The sequence below is a fragment of the Priestia sp. FW507-14D1A genome (assembly GCF_058781295.1).
The window spans coordinates 155,415-174,709 of the sequence record NZ_JBYSWQ010000001.1 but is presented as its reverse complement, the minus strand read 5'-3'; the positions used below and the strand labels follow the sequence as shown (position 1 = coordinate 174,709).

The window sequence follows — 19,295 nt, the reverse complement described above, 5'->3', positions numbered from 1 at the left end:
TTGAAAAGATTGATAGAACATTCTATTATTAATTAGAAAAAATATAGGAAGGAAGTATCTCTTATGAAAAAGATTTTTCCAATTGTTCTATCTTTCGGTTTATTAACAAGTGTATCTTTTAGCACGGTTTCAAACGTAGATGCGGCAGCTAAATCTTACAAAAACTGCACGGAATTAAACAAAGACTACAAAGGCGGCGTAGCTCGTGCGGCTAATGTGAAAAATAAAGGCGGCAAAACAAAGTACAAACCGTATGTGTCAAAATCACTGTATGATGCCAATACAAAGCTAGATCGAGATAAAGACTACATTGCCTGTGAAAAATAAATATTAGATGACTCATCCAAGCGCTTATTGTAAGCGCTTGGATTTTTTATTATCATCAACTCCTGTATGTTGCGAGCTGAGTTCAAAAATTAGTCAAATCGCACAAAATAATATCAGAAAATTCACATAAATAATAATGAACTTGCGTTAAAATTCGTATACACTATGTACATGTTAAGTTAACTTACATCTAATGTTAGAAGTGAGAGGGGAAACATCATAAAAAAGGAGTTGAGTGTATAGTGTCTACAAATGCAACAAGTTCCGTTATAGAAGAGGTGCATTCTTATCAAGATAGAAGTCTTGATCCGTCACTAAAGCCAAAAGCCGAAAGTGACCGAAAGCTAACTCCGTTGTCCTATATGTTTATGTGGATTGGAGACGGCGTTAATTTAGGGAATATGACGCTTGGGGCTAGCTTGGTAATCGCAGGTACTGCGGTATTAAATCTTTTTCAAACGTTTGTGGCAGCGATTATTGCTATTGGTATTATTTCTACTTTTTTTGTCTTGAACGATCGAATCGGCTATAAGACGGGCATACCGTATGTGATGCAGCTCCGAATGTCTTTTGGAATAAAAGGATCCGTTATATCTTCTCTTTTACGAGGTATTCCAGCTATCATTTGGTATGGTTTCCAAAGCTGGACAGGCGGTACAGCTTTAAACGAAATCGGGAAAATTGTGAGCAAAGGATCTTTTGACAATCTTGTTCTTTGTTTTATTATCATTCAGCTGCTGCAAATTGTGCTTTCTCTGTACAGCTTCCACGCGGTTAAATGGGTAGAGATGCTTGCTTCAATCATCATATTGCTTGGCCTTGTTTACGTATTTGGCGTTCTTTTAACTTCTCATAGTGAGGTAGTAGGGGAGAAGTGGGTACATACAAAAGGTTCATGGGGACTTCCGTTCTTTTCTTTCATTATGATGTTTATGGGGAATTATGCGGCAATTTTTCTAAGCGCAGCCGATTACTCTAGAGAACTGAAGCCAGGAATTAGTGACACAAAGCGTGGGTTCTTATACTTTACACCGATTCTAGTAGCCTACGGATTCGTTCTTACAATCGGAGCAATGCTTGCTTCTGCTACGGGCATATCCAATCCTGTCAAAGCGTTTGCGGTTGTAGTGGATAATTCATATATTACCGTCGCTGTATCAGCTTTTATTGTGATTGGCGTTATTGCGGTAAACATGGTGGCAAATATTATTCCGCCTACGTATGTGATTACGCTGCTGACAAAAGCAAACTATAAAGTGGCGGTTACCATTACTGGACTGCTTGCTTTTTGCTCGTTCCCTTGGGTGCTTGTTCAAGATTCGTCAGCTGCAGGTCTTGGGCTCTTCATTTTAATTTACTCTGCTTTTTTAGGGCCGATTGTTTCTATTTTACTAGTCGATTATTATATTTTACGGAAACAAAGAGTAAACGTAGAAGAATTGTATCAAGAAAAAGGACCGTTTTCCGGCTATAATCCGTGCGCCATGCTTGCGATGCTCATCGGTGCAGGTGCTGCGTTTATCGAAGTTGATTTAGGCTGGATTATAGGAGTAGTAGTCGCAGGAATCGCATATATTCTTTTGACGAAATTTGCTTTTAAACAGTCAAAGTTTAAAAAAGGAACCATTTTTGAACAATAATATTAAATAGATCAAAGCCTTTGCTTGCCGCAAAGGCTTTTGGTTTGTCTTTTGTCGCGTCAGATTAAATCTCGTTGTCTAGTTTCCTAAAAAGTGGGTAAAGTAAAGAAGAGAAAAAAGTTACCTCTATTATGAGTTGCTTTTACAGGAGCGCATCTAATGTATCGCATCAATCATAGCTTAAAGGAGAGGGCAGAGTATGTATGAATTTAGAGTGTATACTCTTCGAGATGGAAGCGAAAAGGTAATCAAAACGCTGAAACATGAATCGTTTGCTGATGAAATTCAACGAGCGGGAATTAAGCAAACGGAAATTGCGCAAACACAGCTAGTAGATAAACCGAGATAATGTATTTGCCTTTATTTTTACACGTTTTAAAAAAGCCGGATTCCTATGTTTTTACGCAGGAGTCCGGCTTTTTCTAATTTCTTATAGTTCTTCACCATTTGTTTCAATTACATGTTTGTACCAGTTAAAGGAATCTTTTTTGTAGCGCTTCATCGATCCGTTTCCTTCGTTGTCACGGTCGACATAAATCATGCCGTATCGCTTTTTCATTTCGCCTGTTGTAAAGGAAACAATATCAATAATTCCCCATGGAGTATAGCCCATCAAATCAACGCCATCGTACATCACAGCTTTTTCTAACGCTTCGATGTGTGATTTTAAATATTCAATTCGTGATGCGTCATGAATGGATCCGTCTTCTTCAACTGTATCAATGGCACCAAATCCGTTTTCTACGATGAACAGCGGAATTTGATAGCGGTCGTAGAAGCGGTTTAACGTATAGCGCAAGCCCGTTGGATCAATTGACCAGCCCCAATCGCTTGATTTGATATAAGGATTTGCTACGCCGTTTGGCAATCCGCCGTTTACGATATCGCCCGTGTTATCAGCTTCAACGTCGCTCTTAACCGTTGTTGACATGTAATAGCTGAATCCTAAATAATCGACTTTTCCGTTTCGTAAAATTTCTTCGTCGCCTTCTTCAAACGGAATATGATAGCCTTCCCGTTCGAATTCTTTTAACGCATAGCTTGGATAATAGCCGCGAACTTGAACGTCAGGGAAGAAGTAGCGCTGTCTCATTGTTTCTTCTGCTAACATCACATCGTCAGGATTTGAAGAATACGGATAAATTGGCACGTGTGACACCATCGCTCCGATTTGGAAATTGGGATTAATTTCTTTTCCTTTTGATACGGCAAGAGCGCTTGCAAGCAGTTCATGATGTCCCGCTTGATACATCACTTCTTTTGCATTTTCACCCGGTTTTACAGAAACACCTGAGTTCGTCCATAAGAATAGAGGATTGTTTACATCCATTTTATTGTTAATTTCATTAAACGTCATCCAGTACGTGACTTTATCTTTATAGCGGTCGAAACAAACTTCAGCGAACTTCACAAAGCAATCTACTGTTTTTCGGCTTCTAAACCCGCCGTATTCTCGAGCTAAATGCAGTGGCATTTCAAAGTGAGACAGCGTAATAACCGGTTCAATTCCATGCTTTAACAGTTCATCAAATACATCGTCATAGAATTTTAGTCCTTCTTCGTTTGGCTCAGTTTCATCGCCTTTAGGGAAAATACGGCTCCAGCCAATCGACGTTCGCAAACATTTTAAGCCCATTTCTGCAAACAGTGCGATATCTTCTTTGTAGCGATGATAAAAATCAATCGCTTCGTGATTTGGATAGAATTTATCGTCTTCTACTGTTTCGGTGATTTGTCGCGGCACACCGTGCGCACCTGCAGTCATCACGTCTACTACGCTCGGTCCTTTTCCGCCTTGGTTCCATCCACCTTCAAATTGATGAGCTGCTAATGCGCCGCCCCATAAAAAATTCTTTGGCATCTTTGTCATTGTTAGTTCCTCCTTATTTCACTACGGTAAATAATGTTTGATTCAGCCCGCTAGTTTCAACATCTTCAATAATCACTTCTCGATAAGCGCTTGAATTGGTGATAATAACCGGCGTGATCGTTTGTAATCCCTGTGTTTTAATAAATTCTTTATCAAATTCAATGAGTAAATCGCCTTTTTTAAACTTTACACCGTCTTCTACATGCAGCGTAAACGGCTTGCCGTCTAACGTAACGGTATCTAATCCAATATGAACAAGTAATTCAACACCGTATTCTGATCGAAGGCCGATGGCGTGCTTTGTTGGTGCTACCATGACAACTATTCCGTCAAAAGGTGCATAAAGCTTATTATCGGAAGGGTCAATTGCTAATCCTTCTCCCATCGCACCTGAGCTGAATACTTCATCCGGTACGCTAGAAAGAGGAATAACTTTCCCGCTAAACGGGGCGCTGATTGTTTCTTCATTTTCGTTAGGGTTGCTGACAGCGACTTCGTTTAAAGAAGCAGTAGCTGCTTCTTTTGCTGCATCTTCTCCGTAACCAAACACTTGAATAAGCACAACGGGAAGAATAATCGCAATGGCACATCCGATTAAAATTCCCCAGATCGACATCGGGTAGTCTTGACTGATCCCGTTTACAATGGTCAGAGGTCCGGGCAGTCCTGCGTAAGCAAAGTAATAAGGGTGAAAGAAGCTTGCTACAACAGCACCAATAGCACCTGAAATGCATCCAAAGATAAACGGCTTTTTAAAACGTAGGTTTACGCCGTAAATGGCCGGTTCTGTAATACCAAATAATCCTGTTATCCCGGCTGATACGCTCACTTTGCGTGCTTCGTGGCTTTTTGCTTTTAAAATAACCCCAAGTACCGCTCCAACTTGAGCTACCACGGCAATTGTCTGATACGCTTGAAACGAATCTCTGCCGTTTAAGTCAAAGTTAGCAAGTATCATCGGCGTAATTCCCCAATGTACCCCAAAGATAACAACGATCTGCCAGAACCCGCCAATGATGGCTCCAGCCAAAGCCGGTACGTTTTCAGCTAAAAAGTTATAGCCGTGAGAAACTCCATTAGCGCCCATCGTAGTAATAGGACCAATAAGTAAAATTGTTACTGGAACCATAATCACCATACATAAAAATGGAACAAACAGCGGTCTAACGACTTCATGAATGCTCTTATTTAGGAACCTTTCAAGATAAGACAAAATCCATACTAAAAATAAAGGCGGTAAAACAGAAGAAGTATAGACCGTTTCGGATAAGGGAAGACCTAAAAACGTAATTGAGCTTCCGTCACCAATTTTTGCCGCCATTTCTGCCCATGTTGGACTCACTAATGCTGCACAGCAAGCCACTGCGATATAGGTATTGGTTTTAAAATGCTTAGATGCTGTGATGGCGATAAAAATCGGTAAAAAAACAAACGGTGCCCATGAAATGAAGCTTAATACTTGATATGTGCCCGTTTTTGCAAAGCTATCCGAAAACAAATTAATAAGTATTAACGAACCCTGTAAAATCCCTGCTGCTGCTAGGATGTATACAAATGGTGCAAACACAGCAGACATTGTCGCAATCACGCGGTTTAAAATCGTGCCTTTGTTTTCAGTTTGCTCTTTTTCCGTATCTAAATTTACTAAACTAGCAAACTCCTCATAAACATCTCCTACGTGCTGTCCAATCACAACTTGAAACTGTCCGCTGTTTTCAACAACTGTAATAACACCAGGCATAGAAGACACCTTACGTTTGGCTTCTGGCTTTGAGCGCTTTAACACAATTCGCAGTCTCGTAGCGCAGCGTGTAGCGCTTACGATATTTTCTTCGCCGCCTACCGCATCTAAAATGTCTGCTGCAAGCTTGTGATAATCTCTAATTTTCCCTCCCATATGTTCAACCCCCTTGTTGAGTATACGCTTTCAGTATAATTGTATCGATACAATTTATCAATACCCTAATAAAATAATAATCAATAAATAATTTAAGTTTATGGCATGGAGTTAGATTATGGTATAATCGTGTTATTCTTGAGACAAATTCAGTAAAGAGGTATAGCTATGATCAAATACCAACAAATTGCAATTGAAATTGAAACCTATATTGAAGAACACAAGCTTCAGCAAGGAGATAAGCTGCCGGTATTAGAAACGCTGATGGCGCAGTTTAAGGCAAGCAAAAGTACGGTAACAAAAGCTCTAGATCTGCTGGAGAAAAAAGGCGTGGTTTTTCAAGTAAGAGGAAGCGGCATTTTTGTCCGTCGTCATAAACGAACAGGCTATATTGGCTTGCTTTCCAATCAAGGATTTACGAGTGAACTTGAAGATTTTCAGCTAACGTCGGAAGTGATTGAGTTAGATGTACGAAAGCCGACGCAAGAAGCCGCGTTAAATTTAAACATAGAAGAAAATAGTGATGTCTATTATGTAAAAAGAGTACGGTATATCAACGGCCAGACGCTTTGTCTAGAAGAATCGTTTTATAATAAATCCATCGTTACGTACTTGAATAACGAAATTGTTTCTCAGTCTATTTTTCATTACATTAAAGAAGGACTTGGCTTAAAAATCGGGTTTTCTGATCTATATCTTCACGTTGGCAAGCTGAACGAAGAAGAAGCCACGTACTTAGGGTTAAAAGAAGGGGATCCTAAATTGTTTATTGAAACGCTTTTTCACTTAGCCAACGGCCAGCCGTTTGACTTTTCAAAAGTAACGTACAACTACGAACAATCTCAGTTCTTTTTACAAGCAACTAGTCATGTTTTATAAAAAAAGTGTCTGTCTCTCAATTAGTAAGGAACGAGAGGCAGGCACTTTATTTCATTTTTTCGATAAAGATACGAAAAAAGACAAAGATTGTAATAAATAGGAAGTTGATATACGATAAAATGGTTACAAGATTTATGGAGATAGGGAAAGAGGTGCTAAGGTGAAAAAGATGCTGAGTTATCTTATTCCCATGCTTTTTATGTTCGGTTTGCTTTCCATGAATTTATTTCAGCCGACTAAAGGCGATTTTATCGCTGTAGGTGTGATATCGATTCTTGCAGGTATTGTGATTGGTTTTATAATGAACATAGGCTGTGCAGTATTAAAAACAGTCAAAAGTAAGATGGAGTAAACTGATTAGAGGCGGTGGAGGTTTTGAGTGAAAGTATCATTATTCAGCCATATGCTAGCAAGTATCAACAGCAAGTAGTGGATTTAATTCTTCCTATTCAGCAGCAAGAATACCACATTCCAATAACGGAAAAAGATCAGCCCGATTTGTTTGAAGTCGAAAGCTTTTATCAACAGGGTAACGGAAACTTCTGGGTTGCTGTTTGCAACGAAAGAGTAGTAGGAAGCGTGGCTTTAATAGACATCGGCAGCCGTCAAGTAGCGCTGCGGAAAATGTTTGTAGCAAAGTCTTATAGAGGAGCGAACTTCAAAACAGCTCACCGGTTATTGCATACAGCCATCGCGTGGGCAAAAAAGCAGGGAGTGGAAAGAATATATTTAGGAACCACATTACAATATAGAGCTGCTCATCGATTTTATGAGAAAAATGGGTTTCAACATATAGAGAAAGAAAAGCTGCCTGAGAATTTCCCGGTGATGAACGTAGATAAAAAGTTTTATACATATAAGGTATAAAGTGAGCCGCTAGATTTTTATCTAGCGGCTTTTACTTTGGCAGTGTCTCTTGATAATGAACGCTTTTTTTAAGTAGCAAATCGTCTAACTGCGCAATTAAAATCCCTGCGATGACAATAACAGAACCAATCAGTTCTTTAAGCGTAAACAGCTCATGCAAAAAAAGAACGGCAAACAGCGCAGCAAAAATAGGCTCCGTTGCAAAAATAAGTCCTGTGTGAGTGGGAGTTGTGTAGCGCTGGGCAATGGCTTGACAAATGAATCCAATCGCACTGCAAAGAACGCCAAGACCTAAAATCGCAATCCATGATGATAAAGTAGTGGGGATGCTAGGGTGTTCAAATAAAAAGCTGCAAATCAGTGCAAATAATCCAGCAAACCCTAGCTGTAAAATGCCGAGAGCAATTGGATTTTCATTTTTGGTGAACGTGCCGGTCAACGTAATATGAACGGCATAACATAGTGCGGTTCCAATGCAAAGTAAATCACCAGCATTCATATGAAAGGAGTGCTTTAAAGTTAAAACACCTATACCGGTTAGGGTAGTGATAATGCCGAGCCCAATCGGCCAAGAAGGAAGCTTCTTCACTAACACGCAGTTGAGCAACGGAACAAAAATGACCGTTAAACTGACAAGAAATCCGGCATTTGAAGCAGACGTCATGCTGACGCCAAACGTGACAAATGTAAAAACAGAAAACAGTAAAAAGCCTAAAATAGCGGATGATAAAATCGTTTTGCGCGTGATTTGCCGTAAAGGCTTATGAAAAAACAGCCCGGCAATGAAAAAAGCAATCAAACATCTAAGCGCAATAATGGTAAATGACCCGAGTGAACTAAGCCCCATTTTCATAAACACGTACGACATACCCCAAAATACGTTTACCCCAATCATCATCATATTTGCTCGTGTGCGGTAACTCACGTTCAACCCTCCATTGTTTATGATGTACTCACAGTATACAAAGGAATTTGATATTAATAAAATGAATCTTTATAATGATAAACATGAATTAAATTCATGTTAGGGCGGGATAAAATGAGCTTAGTAAAATATGAAATTTTAAACAAAGTAGCGGAATTGCAAAGCTTTACAAAAGCGGCAGATGCGATGGCGCTCACGCAGTCAGCGGTCAGTCATGCCATTACAAATCTTGAATCGGAATTTGGATTTCCACTTGTAAATCGAAACAGGTCGGGTATTACCTTAACAACAGAAGGCGAAACGATGCTCCTTGCCATTAGAAAGGTTCTGCAAGAAAATGAAAAAGTTCATCAAGAAGCAGCCAGCCTGCTGGGTCTTGCAAAAGGAACGATTAAAATCGGTATTTTTAAAAGCGTGTCAACCAAATGGCTTCCTGAAATTATTCGGCTGATGGAGAAAAACTACCCTGACATTCAAATTCAGCTCAAGGAAGGCGACTACCTTGAAATTGAACAGTGGCTGCTGAGCGGAGAAATAGACTGCGGCTTTATCAACATTACGCATTCAAGTCAATTTCATATTATTTCTTTAAAAAAAGACCGGCTGCTGTGCGTCGTATCGAATCAAAGTGCTCTATACCATCAGAAAACCGTTTCTTTTGAAGATCTAGAGAAAGAACCGTTTATTATGCCGACATACGGCGGTTATCATGATATTAAGCAACTGTTTGAGGAACGTGGCATTCAGCCTGACATTCGTTTTGAATTAATGGATGAAAGTGCTATTTTATCGATGGTTACGCATCACTTAGGAATTAGCATTTTACCTGAAATGCTTTTGGATTCGATCCCGCAAGAGCTGCGTGCGATTCCGTTTCAAGTAGACAGCTACCGTTCAATTGGTCTAGCTACTCGTTATCATCTTTCACCTGCAGCAAAAAAATTTGCTGAAACAACGCAAGCATGGCTGCAGGATTCGGATAAGTAGGAGATTATTTATAGAGCAAAATCGGTTAATTCATAAGACTCTTAGGAACTAAGCGCATCTTTGTGCTATAATAAAGCTATACAATTACCTATTAGTCATCATTGATGACTAATTTTTTTTGGAGGATAATATGGAAGATTTATTACAATTAAAGAACAAGAACATTGTGATCATGGGAGTTGCCAACGACAGAAGTATTGCTTGGGGTGTTGCAAAAGCCCTTCACCAAGTAGGAGCAAACTTAATTTTTACATACCGTAAAGAACGTTCACTAGGAAAATTGAACAAGCTGCTAGAAAAAAATGAAATTCAAGCATCACTAATTGCTGAATGTGACGTGAACAGCGATGAAAGCATTGAAGCAGCGTTCAAAAAAATCGGAGAAGAAGCAGGCACAGTTCACGGAGTGATTCACTCTGTTGCGTTTGCTCACTCAGAAGATTTAAACGGTGAGTTTATCAATACATCAAGAAGCGGATATGCATTTGCTCAAGATACAAGCGCTTATTCATTTATCGCGGTAGCAAAAGCAGCAAAACCTCTTATGACAGAAGGCGGTTCTCTTGTAGCAATGAGCTACCTTGGTGCAGAACGTGCAGTTGAAGGCTATAACGTAATGGGCGTAGCAAAAGCAGCGCTTGAGTCTTCAGTAAAATACTTAGCATTAGACTTAGGGAAAGACAATATCCGCGTAAATGCAATTTCAGCAGGTCCAATTCGTACGCTTGCAGCAAAAGGTATTTCTGACTTTAACCAAATTCTTCACAAAGTTGAAGAAAAGGCACCTCTTAAGCGTAACGTAACGCAAGCAGAAGTTGGCGACATGACGGTTGTATTACTGAGCCATCTTTCACGCGGCGTAACGGGAGAAATCGTACACGTAGACGCTGGTTACAATATTGTAGGTTAATTCTTAAACACCTTCTCGAATGAGAAGGTGTTTTTTTCATGGGAAGACAAATGCATCCCAAAAAACATAGACCCCTGAAAGAAATATTATTAGCAATAAGGCTAATGATAAGAAATATCCATTCTATACTTCCAGATAAGTTTACACTTCCGCTTATAAGAGAAAAGCTTATTCCTATAAGTAAGATGGCCATTAGTAAAGGCAAGTTTTTAACCATTTGAAATCATGCTGGGTGTTTTATTTGAGTGTTACTATATAAGAACAGATATGTAATTTAATTCATAATTAATCAAACGCCTATATTTTAAAATAGATAAGCTCTAAATTCTAAAAAGAACATATGATGTGGCAAAGGAAAAGGAGTTGACGAAATATGCATCAAGGACAGCAACATTATATTCCATGGGAACAATGGCATCATCAGCATCCTCAAGGCACGTGGAATCAATGGCATCAGCAACATCCTCATGTACCTTGGGAGCAGTGGCATAAACAGTATCCGCACGGCACATGGAATCAATGGCATCAACAACATCCATACACACCTTGGAATCAGTGGCATCAGCAGTATCCGCACGGTACGTGGAATCAGTGGCATCAGCAAAATCCATATGTGCCATGGAATCAGTGGCACCAGCAGCATCCACACAGTTCGTGGAATCAATGGCATAATATTTATCATCAAAGCTAATCAGCTTTTTACCATAAAAGGTCCGGTTCTCCTTGGGAACTGGACCTTTTGTGTGTAGACGTGAATGATGCAGTAAGCTTGATTTTCAGCGCTGTATACGAGCGACGATGATGAAGAATATGTTTGGTCGATAGGGTAGGGGGTACATATATAAAGCGAGTTAAAGACCAACATTCATAATGCTTAAGCTGTATAAAATGGACTAGTTCGAGGTAAAGGAACTATGTAAATGAGCAAAATTAAATATAATTTTCTCGCTTGACAATATACCTATAGGGGTATAATATAAAGCATGTAAACAATATTAATTCAATAGCAAGGCGGTGATGGTTATGCTCTATATAGCAGTGTTGTTGCTTGCTATTTTATTTATTGCATACAGACGTTATTATCCCGTTAAAAGAATACAGTGCATACGTGAATCTGAAGCAAAAGAACTTGGGCGAACGGTTGTAGATATTCGTCATTACCATGAAGTTCGCGATTCGATTGGTATAGTTATTCCGTATGCGTATCTAAAACGCTTTTATTCAGAAATTCCACGGGGCAGCGTTCATCTGATTGCCAGAGATAGAGTGGAGTTAAATTTGGGCGTAAGGTTCTTACGAAAAAAACGTTTTGAAGTACGCAGCTATGAGTTAGCAGCGTGTAAAAGTAAAGGAAAGAAAGGGGTATTTGATTATGGAGTATAACCAACAGGTGAAAAATCGCCTGCGCCGAATTGAAGGGCAGCTAAAAGGCGTGCTTAGCATGATGGAGCAAGGAAAAGACTGCCGAGACGTCGTGACTCAATTATCTGCTGCAAGAAGTGCCATCGATCGCACAATGGGAGTCATTGTGAGCAGCAATCTTGAACAGTGCGTTAGAGAAAGTCTGGAGCAAGGAGAGCCAACAGAAGGTTTAGTGAAAGAAGCTGTACAGCTGTTAGTGAAAAGTCGTTAATCATTGTCACCTTGTTTAAGGTTGACGAATATCATTATTTATTATAATATACCCTTACAGGTATATGTATATAAAAAGGAGAGAGAAATACGATGAAAATTGATCATGTCATAGATGCAAAAGGACTAGCTTGTCCAATGCCAATCGTAAAAACAAAAAAAGCAATGGATACTTTAACAACAGGTCAAGTATTAGAAGTGCAAACAACAGATAAAGGTGCTAAAAGTGATTTAACAGCGTGGGCAAAATCAACAGGACACGAGCTTATTGATTTTAAAGAAGAAGGCAGCACATTTATCTTTTACATTCAAAAAGGCTAATTTTTTTTAGAATTAAATATACCCCACAGGGTAAGAGGAGGAACAACATGAATGAACAAAAGAAACGAACAACAATTGTATTATTTAGCGGTGATTATGACAAAGCGATGGCAGCTTATATTATTGCCAACGGAGCAGCTGCCTATGATCATGAAGTGACGATATTCCATACGTTTTGGGGATTGAATGCACTTCGTAAAGAAGAAATGGTGCCAGTGAAAAAAGGATTTTTAGAAAAGATGTTTGGCAAAATGATGCCGCGCGGTGCGGATAAAATGGGCTTATCTAAAATGAATTTTGCAGGTATGGGACCTAAAATGATTAAAAACGTAATGAAAAAGCATAATGCTCTAACGCTGCCGCAGCTTATCGAAATGGCACAAGAACAAGATGTGAAGCTAGTGGCTTGTACGATGACGATGGATCTTCTAGGGTTACAGGAAAAAGAGCTGCTAGATAATATTGAATATGCGGGCGTAGCGGCGTATTTAGCCGACGCAGAAGATGGAAACGTAAACTTATTCATCTAAAAGATAACTCATGAAGCGAGGGTTAATATGATTATCAATGCGCTTATTATCATCTTTCTGCTGTGGTTTTTGTATCAGCGTTTTGCACCAGTAAAAGGAATACAGCAAATATCGACGATGGAATTAAAAGCAGAGTTAAAAAATAAACATAAACAGTTTATCGATGTGCGAACACCGCATGAATTTCGTACCAAACATATTAAAGGGTTTCGAAACATTCCTTTATCAGAACTGCCAGCGCAAACAGGCCAGCTTTCAAAAGACAGAGAAGTAATCGTTATTTGTCAAAGCGGAATGAGAAGTATGAAAGCAAGTAAACTGTTGAAAAAGCAAGGTTTTACATCCATCACCAACGTTAAAGGCGGCATGAATACGTGGAGATAAATCAAAAAGGAGGAGAAGTAGCGTGAAGACAATAGCGGCCCAAGAAGTAGAACAATTAGTAAAAAAACAAGAACAAATTCACATTTTAGATGTGCGTGAAGTAGAGGAAGTAAAAATAGGTAAAATTCCAAACGCGTTAAATATCCCGCTTCCTTTATTGGAATTCCGTATGCATGAGTTAGACAAAGCAAAGAACTACATTGTGGTTTGTCGTTCTGGAGGCAGAAGCGGAATGGCAGCTCGTTTTCTTGAGCAGCAAGGCTACAGTGTAACGAATATGACAGGCGGAATGATGGAGTGGAAAGGGGAAACGATCTAATTTTTTTGGAGAAAAATATACCCCTACTAGTATTTAAACCAAGGAGGAAAAAAGAAATGATGCAAGGAAACTTCGTATTAGATGCAAAAGGGTTAGCATGTCCAATGCCAATCGTAAGAACAAAGAAGAAAATGAATGAATTAGAAGCAGGTCAAGTACTAGAAATTCAAGCAACGGATAAAGGCTCTACGGCTGACTTACAAGCGTGGGCAAAAAGCACAGGTCATGAGTATTTAGGTACCGAGGCAGCAGGTGACGTTCTTCACCACTTTCTTCGTAAAGGCGGCGCTGAAGAAAACGTAACGCCAATTCCTGAAATTTCATTAGAAGAATTTGCGAAAAAAGTAGAGAATGATGAACATCTTCATATTTTAGACGTTCGTGAAGTAGAAGAATACGATGAAGCTCATATTCCAGGCGTAGTTCATATTCCCCTTGGTGAAGTAGAAAAACGTTCGAATGAGCTAAATAAAGAGAATGAAATTTATATTATTTGCCACTCTGGAAGACGAAGTGAAATGGCAGGGCAAACGATGAAAAAGCAAGGGTTTAAACACTTAATTAACGTGGTTCCTGGTATGCGTGACTGGACAGGTAAAGTAGAATAACTAATGAATTATAGTGAATTAAAAAAAATTGATATTTTATATACCCAAGGAGGTATTTTAATATGACAGTACATGTTCTTACTGCAAAAGACGTTACATCTAAAATTATCAATAAAGAAGCGCTATTTATCTTGGACGTTCGTAATGAAAGTGATTTTAGCGATTGGAAAATTGAAGGTCATCAATTTCAGCATTTAAACGTGCCGTACTTCGATCTTTTAGACGGAGTAGAAGAAATCTTAGAAAAAATCCCTTCTGATAAAGAAGTGTTAGTTGTCTGCGCCAAAGAAGGTTCATCCGTGATGGTAGCTGACATGCTTTCAGAAGCGGGGCTTACCGTATCGTACCCTAAAGGCGGTATGAAAGCGTGGAGTGAATATTTAGAACCTGTTAAAGTCGGAGATTTAAAAGACGGCGGAGAGATCTATCAGTTTGTTCGTATCGGTAAAGGATGCTTATCTTATATGATCGTATCAAACGGTGAAGCGGCTATTATTGATGCGACGCGTATGGCGGATGTGTACATCAACTTTGCCAAAGAACTTGGTGTCACAGTTAAGCATGTATTTGATACGCACCTTCATGCAGATCACATTTCAGGAGGAAGAGTTATTGCTGAAGCAACAAATGCAGCGTACTGGCTGCCTCCAAAAGATGCAGAAGAAGTGATTTTTGACTACAAGGCGTTAGAAGAAGGCAGTGATGTCATGATTGGTAACACAATGATTACGATTCAGCCTCTTTATTCACCGGGTCATACGATTGGATCAACTTCTTTTATCGTAGACGATCAATACTTGCTTTCAGGTGATATTTTATTCATTGATTCAATTGGACGTCCTGATTTAGCTGGTATGGCTGAAGACTGGGTAGGCGATCTGCGCGACACGCTTTATAAACGCTATAAAGCATTATCAGATGAGTTAATCGTATTGCCAGCTCACTTTATGATTATTGATGAGCTAAATGACAACGGCAGCGTAGCTGAAAAGTTAGGCACGTTATTCGCAAAAAATCACGGTTTAAACATTGAAGACGAAGCAGAGTTCAGACACTTAGTAACAGATAACTTACCGCCGCAGCCAAATGCATATCAAGAAATCCGTGAAACCAATATGGGAAAAGTAAGTCCAGATGAAGAAAAACAGCGTGAAATGGAAATTGGACCAAACCGCTGTGCGATTCGCTAAGTAAAAAATTCAGCTTAAACAAAGGAGAGAGAGAAATGGAATCAACTAAAGTACTAGATGCAAAAGGGCTGGCCTGTCCAATGCCGATTGTTAAAACAAAAAAAGCAATGAATGAACTAGAAGCAGGTCAAGTGTTAGAAATTCACGCAACAGATAAAGGGGCGAAAAATGACCTTGCAGCTTGGGCGAAATCTGGCGGTCATGAGCTTCTTCAGACAGAAGAAGGCGACGTTCTTAAATTTTGGATTAAAAAAGGATAAGAAATAATGGACGAAAAGGGTATCTCTTGTAAAAGGTACCCTTTCCTTATATGAAACGGAGCGACTATAGATGGATCTTACATTTATCATCACGCTTTTTCTTATTGGATTTATTGGGTCGTTTATTTCCGGTATGGTCGGTATTGGCGGGTCTGTTATTAATTATCCGATGCTGTTATATATTCCTCCATTGGTAGGAGTAGGAGCATTAACGGCTCATCAAGTCTCAGGTGCAGGAGCTGTTCAAGTGTTCTTTGCGACAATAGGCGGCGTATGGGCGTATCGAAAAAGCGGATTTTTAAACAAACCATTAATTTTATATATGGGCAGCAATATTCTAATCGGCAGCATGATTGGAAGCTACAGCTCACATTATATGAATGAACAAGGATTAAATGTTGTATATGGAGTTTTAGCTCTTATTGCGGTTATTATGATGTTTATTCCAAAGAAAAATTTAGATGAGATAAAAGAAGGCGAACTTCAATTCAACAAAGGATTAGCTTCTATTTTATCACTGCTTATCGGAGCCGTAGCAGGCGTGTTAGGAGCAGGAGGAGCCTTTATTTTAGTTCCTGTGATGCTCGTGGTACTTAAAATTCCAACTCGAATTACCATCGCAACTTCACTAGCCGTTACCTTTATTTCTTCCATTGGTTCGACGGTTGGAAAGCTGATAACGCATCAAGTCCCATTTATACCTGCACTTATATTAGTGGTAGCAAGCCTAATTGCTTCTCCAATTGGGGCAAAAGTTGGTCAGAAAATGAATACAAAAGTGCTTCAGTGGATCCTTGCCGGTTTAATTTTAGCAACGGCAATTAAGATTTGGTGGGGGCTGCTATAAAAAAAGCTAAAGCTATGGATTTCCATAGCTTTAGCTTTTTTATAGTACTTCATCACTTTCCACAAACGTTTCAAGCGCAGGATGAAATTCTTTTTGATAGTGGTTCGACGGACATATTTTCACAACAGTAGAGCGAAGCGCATTGGATTTTGATGTATTTAACACTTGCTTGCATTTAGGACATCGTTCATTAAACAGCAAATGAAGCCATTTCACTTTTCATCACTCCTGTACTAAAACCTTTAAATCTTATCGAGTTAATAAGGATTATAAAGGGTTTTATAGGAAAGGTCAATAAAAAGAGTATCTCTTTAGATGTTGCGAAGCTTTTTTAACTTACGCTGATACGCCAGGTAAGGAAGTCCTGGAAATACTAGAAGCACTGTTGAAATTATTAATAAAATGTGGCTAATCATTCCCACTGCTTCTGGCAGCCAACCGTATGAGCTCATAGCGTTAAAAAGCAGAAGAAACACCATAATGGCAAGAATAGATAGCGCTGCTTTCCCTACGAAATGCTTTTCTCGTTTGTATCTGTCAATAATAGTCTCTATATCGGAATAGATAGGTTTTGTTCCCGGAGGTGCGCTGAAAATATGCATTGCATGCCCCTCTGAACAAACGTGCTGCCATCCAGCATCTTTAAAAAGAAGAAAATATTCATCATCTGCATTTTCCTGAAAATCCAGTGAATATTGAAGGTCTTGAGGCTCTCCTTTTTTTAAGGTATACCCCAAAAATGCAAAACGATCTAATAGCCAGCCTTTTTTAGCATAGTCGCTGAGCTTTTGTAAATCTTCTTGCTCTGCAAAAGCTGTTCCGCCGCTCATTATGTATTTTGTCTTTTTCATTTATAAACCTCCTAAAGCATCTTCAGCGTGTTTAATCATTTCTTTACGGCGCTGAATTTCTTTTTTTAAAAACTGAATTCCTTTTTCCGTTGCAACATACGTTTTCTTTTTGTCTTTGCTTTCGCTAAAAAGCATAATTAACTCAGCTGCAAGAAGCTTTTTAATCGTGGTGTACATGGATGCAGGTCCAATCGAAAACTGTTGATTGGTCATGTCTTCAATGGTTTTCATAATAAGATACCCGTGTTTTGCTTCTATGAGGGACACTAAGATGTAGTAGGACGTATCGGTAAGTTCCCCTGTCTCTAATGAATCGTTTCGCGGCATATTCAACCTCCCTTATATCATTAAACGATATATCGTTAATTAATATATATCATTTAATGATATATATAGTCAATAGAAAATGTTAAATTTTAGGTTTGTGATTATCTCATGAAACGATTTAATGAGTATAAAAGGGAAGAGATCTTACAAAATAGTTTACTAAGATAAATATATTCGCATAAAAAATTAAGAATTTATAGAATTTATTGTTTATTTATTTGATTTTTATGTTATCCTTTTTAACATACATTAAATACAAGGCCATAATTATCGTACGACCTTTGATTTGTATTACAAATAGTGAATGAGAAAAATATGTACCGAAAGGAGAACGTGGCATCAAGAAGAAATGAAGAGTCAGAGAGCAAGCAGATGCTGGTTGTCTATTAAAAAGGCATCTTCCACGGCTTCTGCTTAAATTTTTCTGACTATTCGAATAATTATTGTTAAAAGTTTAAAATCTAGAAAAGGAATGATCATTAATGAAAGATAAATTTGCCCAACGAGCTAGTCTTGTAAAATCCTCTGAAACGCGTGAAATCTTAAAAGTAACGGAACGACCAGAAGTCATTTCGTTTGCAGGAGGACTTCCAGCGCCGGAGCTATTTCCCGTTGAAGCAATGAACGATGCGTGCCGCGCGGTATTAAATGAAGACGGAGCCGCTTCGCTTCAATATAGTACAACTGAAGGGTATATTCCTTTACGAGAAGCAATTTCTAAACGAATGAAGGACATCGGCATTGAGTCCACGGTTTCGAACATTTTAATTACGTCCGGATCTCAGCAGGCAATCGATCTTACCGGAAGACTGTTTCTTAATGACGGAGACGTGGTAATCTGTGAAAGCCCAACGTACCTAGCGGCTATTAACGTATTTAAATCCTATAATGCGACGTTTGTAGAAGTGGACATGGACGAAGACGGAATGATTATGGAAGAACTAGAGAAAAAGCTTCAGGAAAATCCCCATGCGAAATTTATTTATACGATTCCTGATTTTCAAAACCCTACAGGACGCACCTTAACGCGCGAAAGACGTCAGCGAATGATTGAGCTTGCGAACGCATACGATGTGCTGATTGTAGAAGATAATCCGTACGGAGGAGTCCGATTTGCAGGAGAAACGCTGCCGCCGGTTAAGCATTTTGATACAGAAGGCAGAGTTATTTATATCAGCACATTCTCTAAAATTTTTGCGCCAGGTCTTCGAATCGGCTGGGTGTGTGCAGATGAAGACTTCATTGATAAGTACGTAGCGTTTAAGCAAGTGGCAGACTTGCATACGGACAGCTTTGCTCAGCGCGTAACGGCTAAGTACATGGAGCTTTATGATATCGAAGAGCACATTCAAAAAATTAAAGCCGTATACAAAGAGCGATGTACCCAAATGCTGTCGTGCATCGAAGAATTTTTCCCGGAGAATTTGTCTTACAGTAAGCCAGAAGGCGGATTGTTTATTTGGGTGGAACTGCCTCAAGGGATCGATTCAGGACATATCTTTTCAGAATGTCTAAAAAATAACGTAGCCTGCGTGCCTGGAACGCCATTCTTTCCAAACGGCACAAGAAACAATGCGCTGCGCTTGAATTATTCTAATATGTCTGCTGAACAAATCGTTGAAGGCATGAAGCGCATGGGAGACGTATTGCATCGTGAATTGACAAGGGAAACGACTGTTTTATAAAAGTAATGGAAAAATCAAATAAAGCAATTTTATTAATTC

General features: G+C 39.1%; 27 protein-coding genes. 21 read left to right on the top strand and 6 right to left on the bottom strand.

Going from position 1 to position 19,295, the window contains the following annotated elements; genetic code table 11:
- Positions 1-63 precede the first annotated feature (63 nt).
- From AC3WJG_RS01110 to AC3WJG_RS01100, 3 genes are all read left to right on the top strand, one after another.
- Complete coding sequence (locus AC3WJG_RS01110) at positions 64-327, top strand: excalibur calcium-binding domain-containing protein (RefSeq protein WP_028409380.1); 264 nt, start codon at positions 64-66, stop codon at positions 325-327.
- Between the two features lie 242 nt (positions 328-569).
- On the top strand, positions 570-1,967 hold the full coding sequence (locus AC3WJG_RS01105; RefSeq protein ID WP_330534007.1) for an NCS1 family transporter: 1,398 nt from the start codon (positions 570-572) through the stop codon (positions 1,965-1,967).
- A 199-nt stretch (positions 1,968-2,166) separates the two neighbouring features.
- Positions 2,167-2,316, top strand: a complete 150-nt coding sequence (locus AC3WJG_RS01100; protein WP_013058052.1) for a hypothetical protein — start codon at positions 2,167-2,169, stop codon at positions 2,314-2,316.
- 81 nt (positions 2,317-2,397) lie between these two features.
- On the opposite strand, the gene bglA is transcribed toward AC3WJG_RS01100, so the two are convergent.
- The gene (bglA, locus tag AC3WJG_RS01095) at positions 2,398-3,837 is read right to left on the bottom strand and encodes a 6-phospho-beta-glucosidase BglA (RefSeq protein ID WP_098432271.1); all 1,440 of its coding nucleotides are present in this window, start codon (positions 3,835-3,837) and stop codon (positions 2,398-2,400) included.
- A 13-nt stretch (positions 3,838-3,850) separates the two neighbouring features.
- Entirely contained in the window at positions 3,851-5,734 is a 1,884-nt protein-coding gene (locus AC3WJG_RS01090) for a beta-glucoside-specific PTS transporter subunit IIABC (RefSeq protein WP_337134242.1), read from the bottom strand.
- Between the two features lie 168 nt (positions 5,735-5,902).
- Between AC3WJG_RS01090 and AC3WJG_RS01085 the strand changes: the two genes are divergently transcribed.
- From AC3WJG_RS01085 to AC3WJG_RS01075, 3 genes are all read left to right on the top strand, one after another.
- A complete protein-coding gene (locus AC3WJG_RS01085) occupies positions 5,903-6,613 on the top strand; it encodes a GntR family transcriptional regulator (RefSeq protein WP_217598622.1) in 711 nt (236 codons plus the stop codon).
- 169 nt (positions 6,614-6,782) lie between these two features.
- Positions 6,783-6,965 (top strand): hypothetical protein, encoded by a 183-nt coding sequence (locus AC3WJG_RS01080; RefSeq protein ID WP_153255133.1) that lies wholly within the window; start codon positions 6,783-6,785, stop codon positions 6,963-6,965.
- Positions 6,966-6,988: 23 nt separating this feature from the next.
- Entirely contained in the window at positions 6,989-7,480 is a 492-nt protein-coding gene (locus AC3WJG_RS01075; RefSeq protein ID WP_098248000.1) for a GNAT family N-acetyltransferase, read from the top strand.
- Between the two features lie 31 nt (positions 7,481-7,511).
- On the opposite strand, the gene AC3WJG_RS01070 is transcribed toward AC3WJG_RS01075, so the two are convergent.
- The gene (locus AC3WJG_RS01070; protein WP_337134241.1) at positions 7,512-8,405 is read right to left on the bottom strand and encodes a DMT family transporter; all 894 of its coding nucleotides are present in this window, start codon (positions 8,403-8,405) and stop codon (positions 7,512-7,514) included.
- Between the two features lie 114 nt (positions 8,406-8,519).
- On the opposite strand from AC3WJG_RS01070, the gene AC3WJG_RS01065 reads away from it, so the two are divergent.
- The 14 genes from AC3WJG_RS01065 (at position 8,520) to AC3WJG_RS01000 (ending at position 16,393) form a co-directional block, all read left to right on the top strand.
- Positions 8,520-9,392, top strand: a complete 873-nt coding sequence (locus AC3WJG_RS01065; RefSeq protein WP_060745264.1) for a LysR family transcriptional regulator — start codon at positions 8,520-8,522, stop codon at positions 9,390-9,392.
- Positions 9,393-9,522: 130 nt separating this feature from the next.
- Positions 9,523-10,302 carry an enoyl-ACP reductase FabI gene (gene fabI / locus AC3WJG_RS01060; protein WP_014459159.1) on the top strand — a complete coding sequence of 260 codons (780 nt, stop codon included), beginning with the start codon at positions 9,523-9,525 and terminating at the stop codon, positions 10,300-10,302.
- 38 nt (positions 10,303-10,340) lie between these two features.
- Complete coding sequence (locus AC3WJG_RS01055; RefSeq protein ID WP_176524017.1) at positions 10,341-10,523, top strand: hypothetical protein; 183 nt, start codon at positions 10,341-10,343, stop codon at positions 10,521-10,523.
- A 152-nt stretch (positions 10,524-10,675) separates the two neighbouring features.
- Positions 10,676-10,993, top strand: coding sequence for a hypothetical protein (locus AC3WJG_RS01050; RefSeq protein WP_028409369.1), 318 nt, complete (start codon positions 10,676-10,678; stop codon positions 10,991-10,993).
- Positions 10,994-11,325: 332 nt separating this feature from the next.
- Positions 11,326-11,685, top strand: a complete 360-nt coding sequence (locus tag AC3WJG_RS01045) for a sulfurtransferase (RefSeq protein WP_098779307.1) — start codon at positions 11,326-11,328, stop codon at positions 11,683-11,685.
- Positions 11,675-11,935 (top strand): metal-sensitive transcriptional regulator, encoded by a 261-nt coding sequence (locus AC3WJG_RS01040; RefSeq protein WP_028409367.1) that lies wholly within the window; start codon positions 11,675-11,677, stop codon positions 11,933-11,935. Before AC3WJG_RS01045 ends, AC3WJG_RS01040 begins: the two co-directional genes overlap by 11 nt.
- Before the next feature lie 92 nt (positions 11,936-12,027).
- Positions 12,028-12,255 carry a sulfurtransferase TusA family protein gene (locus tag AC3WJG_RS01035; protein ID WP_337134238.1) on the top strand — a complete coding sequence of 76 codons (228 nt, stop codon included), beginning with the start codon at positions 12,028-12,030 and terminating at the stop codon, positions 12,253-12,255.
- Positions 12,256-12,302: 47 nt separating this feature from the next.
- Positions 12,303-12,785 carry a DsrE/DsrF/DrsH-like family protein gene (locus AC3WJG_RS01030; protein ID WP_060745265.1) on the top strand — a complete coding sequence of 161 codons (483 nt, stop codon included), beginning with the start codon at positions 12,303-12,305 and terminating at the stop codon, positions 12,783-12,785.
- 27 nt (positions 12,786-12,812) lie between these two features.
- Positions 12,813-13,169, top strand: a complete 357-nt coding sequence (locus AC3WJG_RS01025) for a rhodanese-like domain-containing protein (RefSeq protein ID WP_028409365.1) — start codon at positions 12,813-12,815, stop codon at positions 13,167-13,169.
- Between the two features lie 22 nt (positions 13,170-13,191).
- Positions 13,192-13,488, top strand: coding sequence for a rhodanese-like domain-containing protein (locus AC3WJG_RS01020; protein ID WP_028409364.1), 297 nt, complete (start codon positions 13,192-13,194; stop codon positions 13,486-13,488).
- A 56-nt stretch (positions 13,489-13,544) separates the two neighbouring features.
- Positions 13,545-14,096: a sulfurtransferase TusA family protein gene (locus AC3WJG_RS01015; protein ID WP_028409363.1), complete on the top strand. Its 552-nt coding sequence runs from the start codon at positions 13,545-13,547 to the stop codon at positions 14,094-14,096.
- A gap of 62 nt (positions 14,097-14,158) precedes the next feature.
- Positions 14,159-15,286, top strand: coding sequence for an MBL fold metallo-hydrolase (locus AC3WJG_RS01010; RefSeq protein WP_337134236.1), 1,128 nt, complete (start codon positions 14,159-14,161; stop codon positions 15,284-15,286).
- Positions 15,287-15,321: 35 nt separating this feature from the next.
- Positions 15,322-15,546 carry a sulfurtransferase TusA family protein gene (locus tag AC3WJG_RS01005; RefSeq protein ID WP_025750977.1) on the top strand — a complete coding sequence of 75 codons (225 nt, stop codon included), beginning with the start codon at positions 15,322-15,324 and terminating at the stop codon, positions 15,544-15,546.
- Between the two features lie 70 nt (positions 15,547-15,616).
- Positions 15,617-16,393, top strand: coding sequence for a sulfite exporter TauE/SafE family protein (locus AC3WJG_RS01000; RefSeq protein ID WP_028409360.1), 777 nt, complete (start codon positions 15,617-15,619; stop codon positions 16,391-16,393).
- A gap of 39 nt (positions 16,394-16,432) precedes the next feature.
- On the opposite strand, the gene AC3WJG_RS00995 is transcribed toward AC3WJG_RS01000, so the two are convergent.
- The 3 genes from AC3WJG_RS00995 to AC3WJG_RS00985 all read right to left on the bottom strand — a co-directional run bounded on the left by AC3WJG_RS00995 (position 16,433) and on the right by AC3WJG_RS00985 (position 17,571).
- Positions 16,433-16,609: a hypothetical protein gene (locus tag AC3WJG_RS00995; protein ID WP_165574902.1), complete on the bottom strand. Its 177-nt coding sequence runs from the start codon at positions 16,607-16,609 to the stop codon at positions 16,433-16,435.
- A 95-nt stretch (positions 16,610-16,704) separates the two neighbouring features.
- On the bottom strand, positions 16,705-17,244 hold the full coding sequence (locus AC3WJG_RS00990) for a DUF2812 domain-containing protein (protein ID WP_337134230.1): 540 nt from the start codon (positions 17,242-17,244) through the stop codon (positions 16,705-16,707).
- On the bottom strand, positions 17,245-17,571 hold the full coding sequence (locus tag AC3WJG_RS00985; protein ID WP_028409358.1) for a PadR family transcriptional regulator: 327 nt from the start codon (positions 17,569-17,571) through the stop codon (positions 17,245-17,247).
- Positions 17,572-18,053: 482 nt separating this feature from the next.
- Between AC3WJG_RS00985 and AC3WJG_RS00980 the strand changes: the two genes are divergently transcribed.
- Positions 18,054-19,256, top strand: a complete 1,203-nt coding sequence (locus AC3WJG_RS00980) for an aminotransferase-like domain-containing protein (protein ID WP_028409357.1) — start codon at positions 18,054-18,056, stop codon at positions 19,254-19,256.
- The last annotated feature ends 39 nt before the right edge of the window (positions 19,257-19,295 follow it).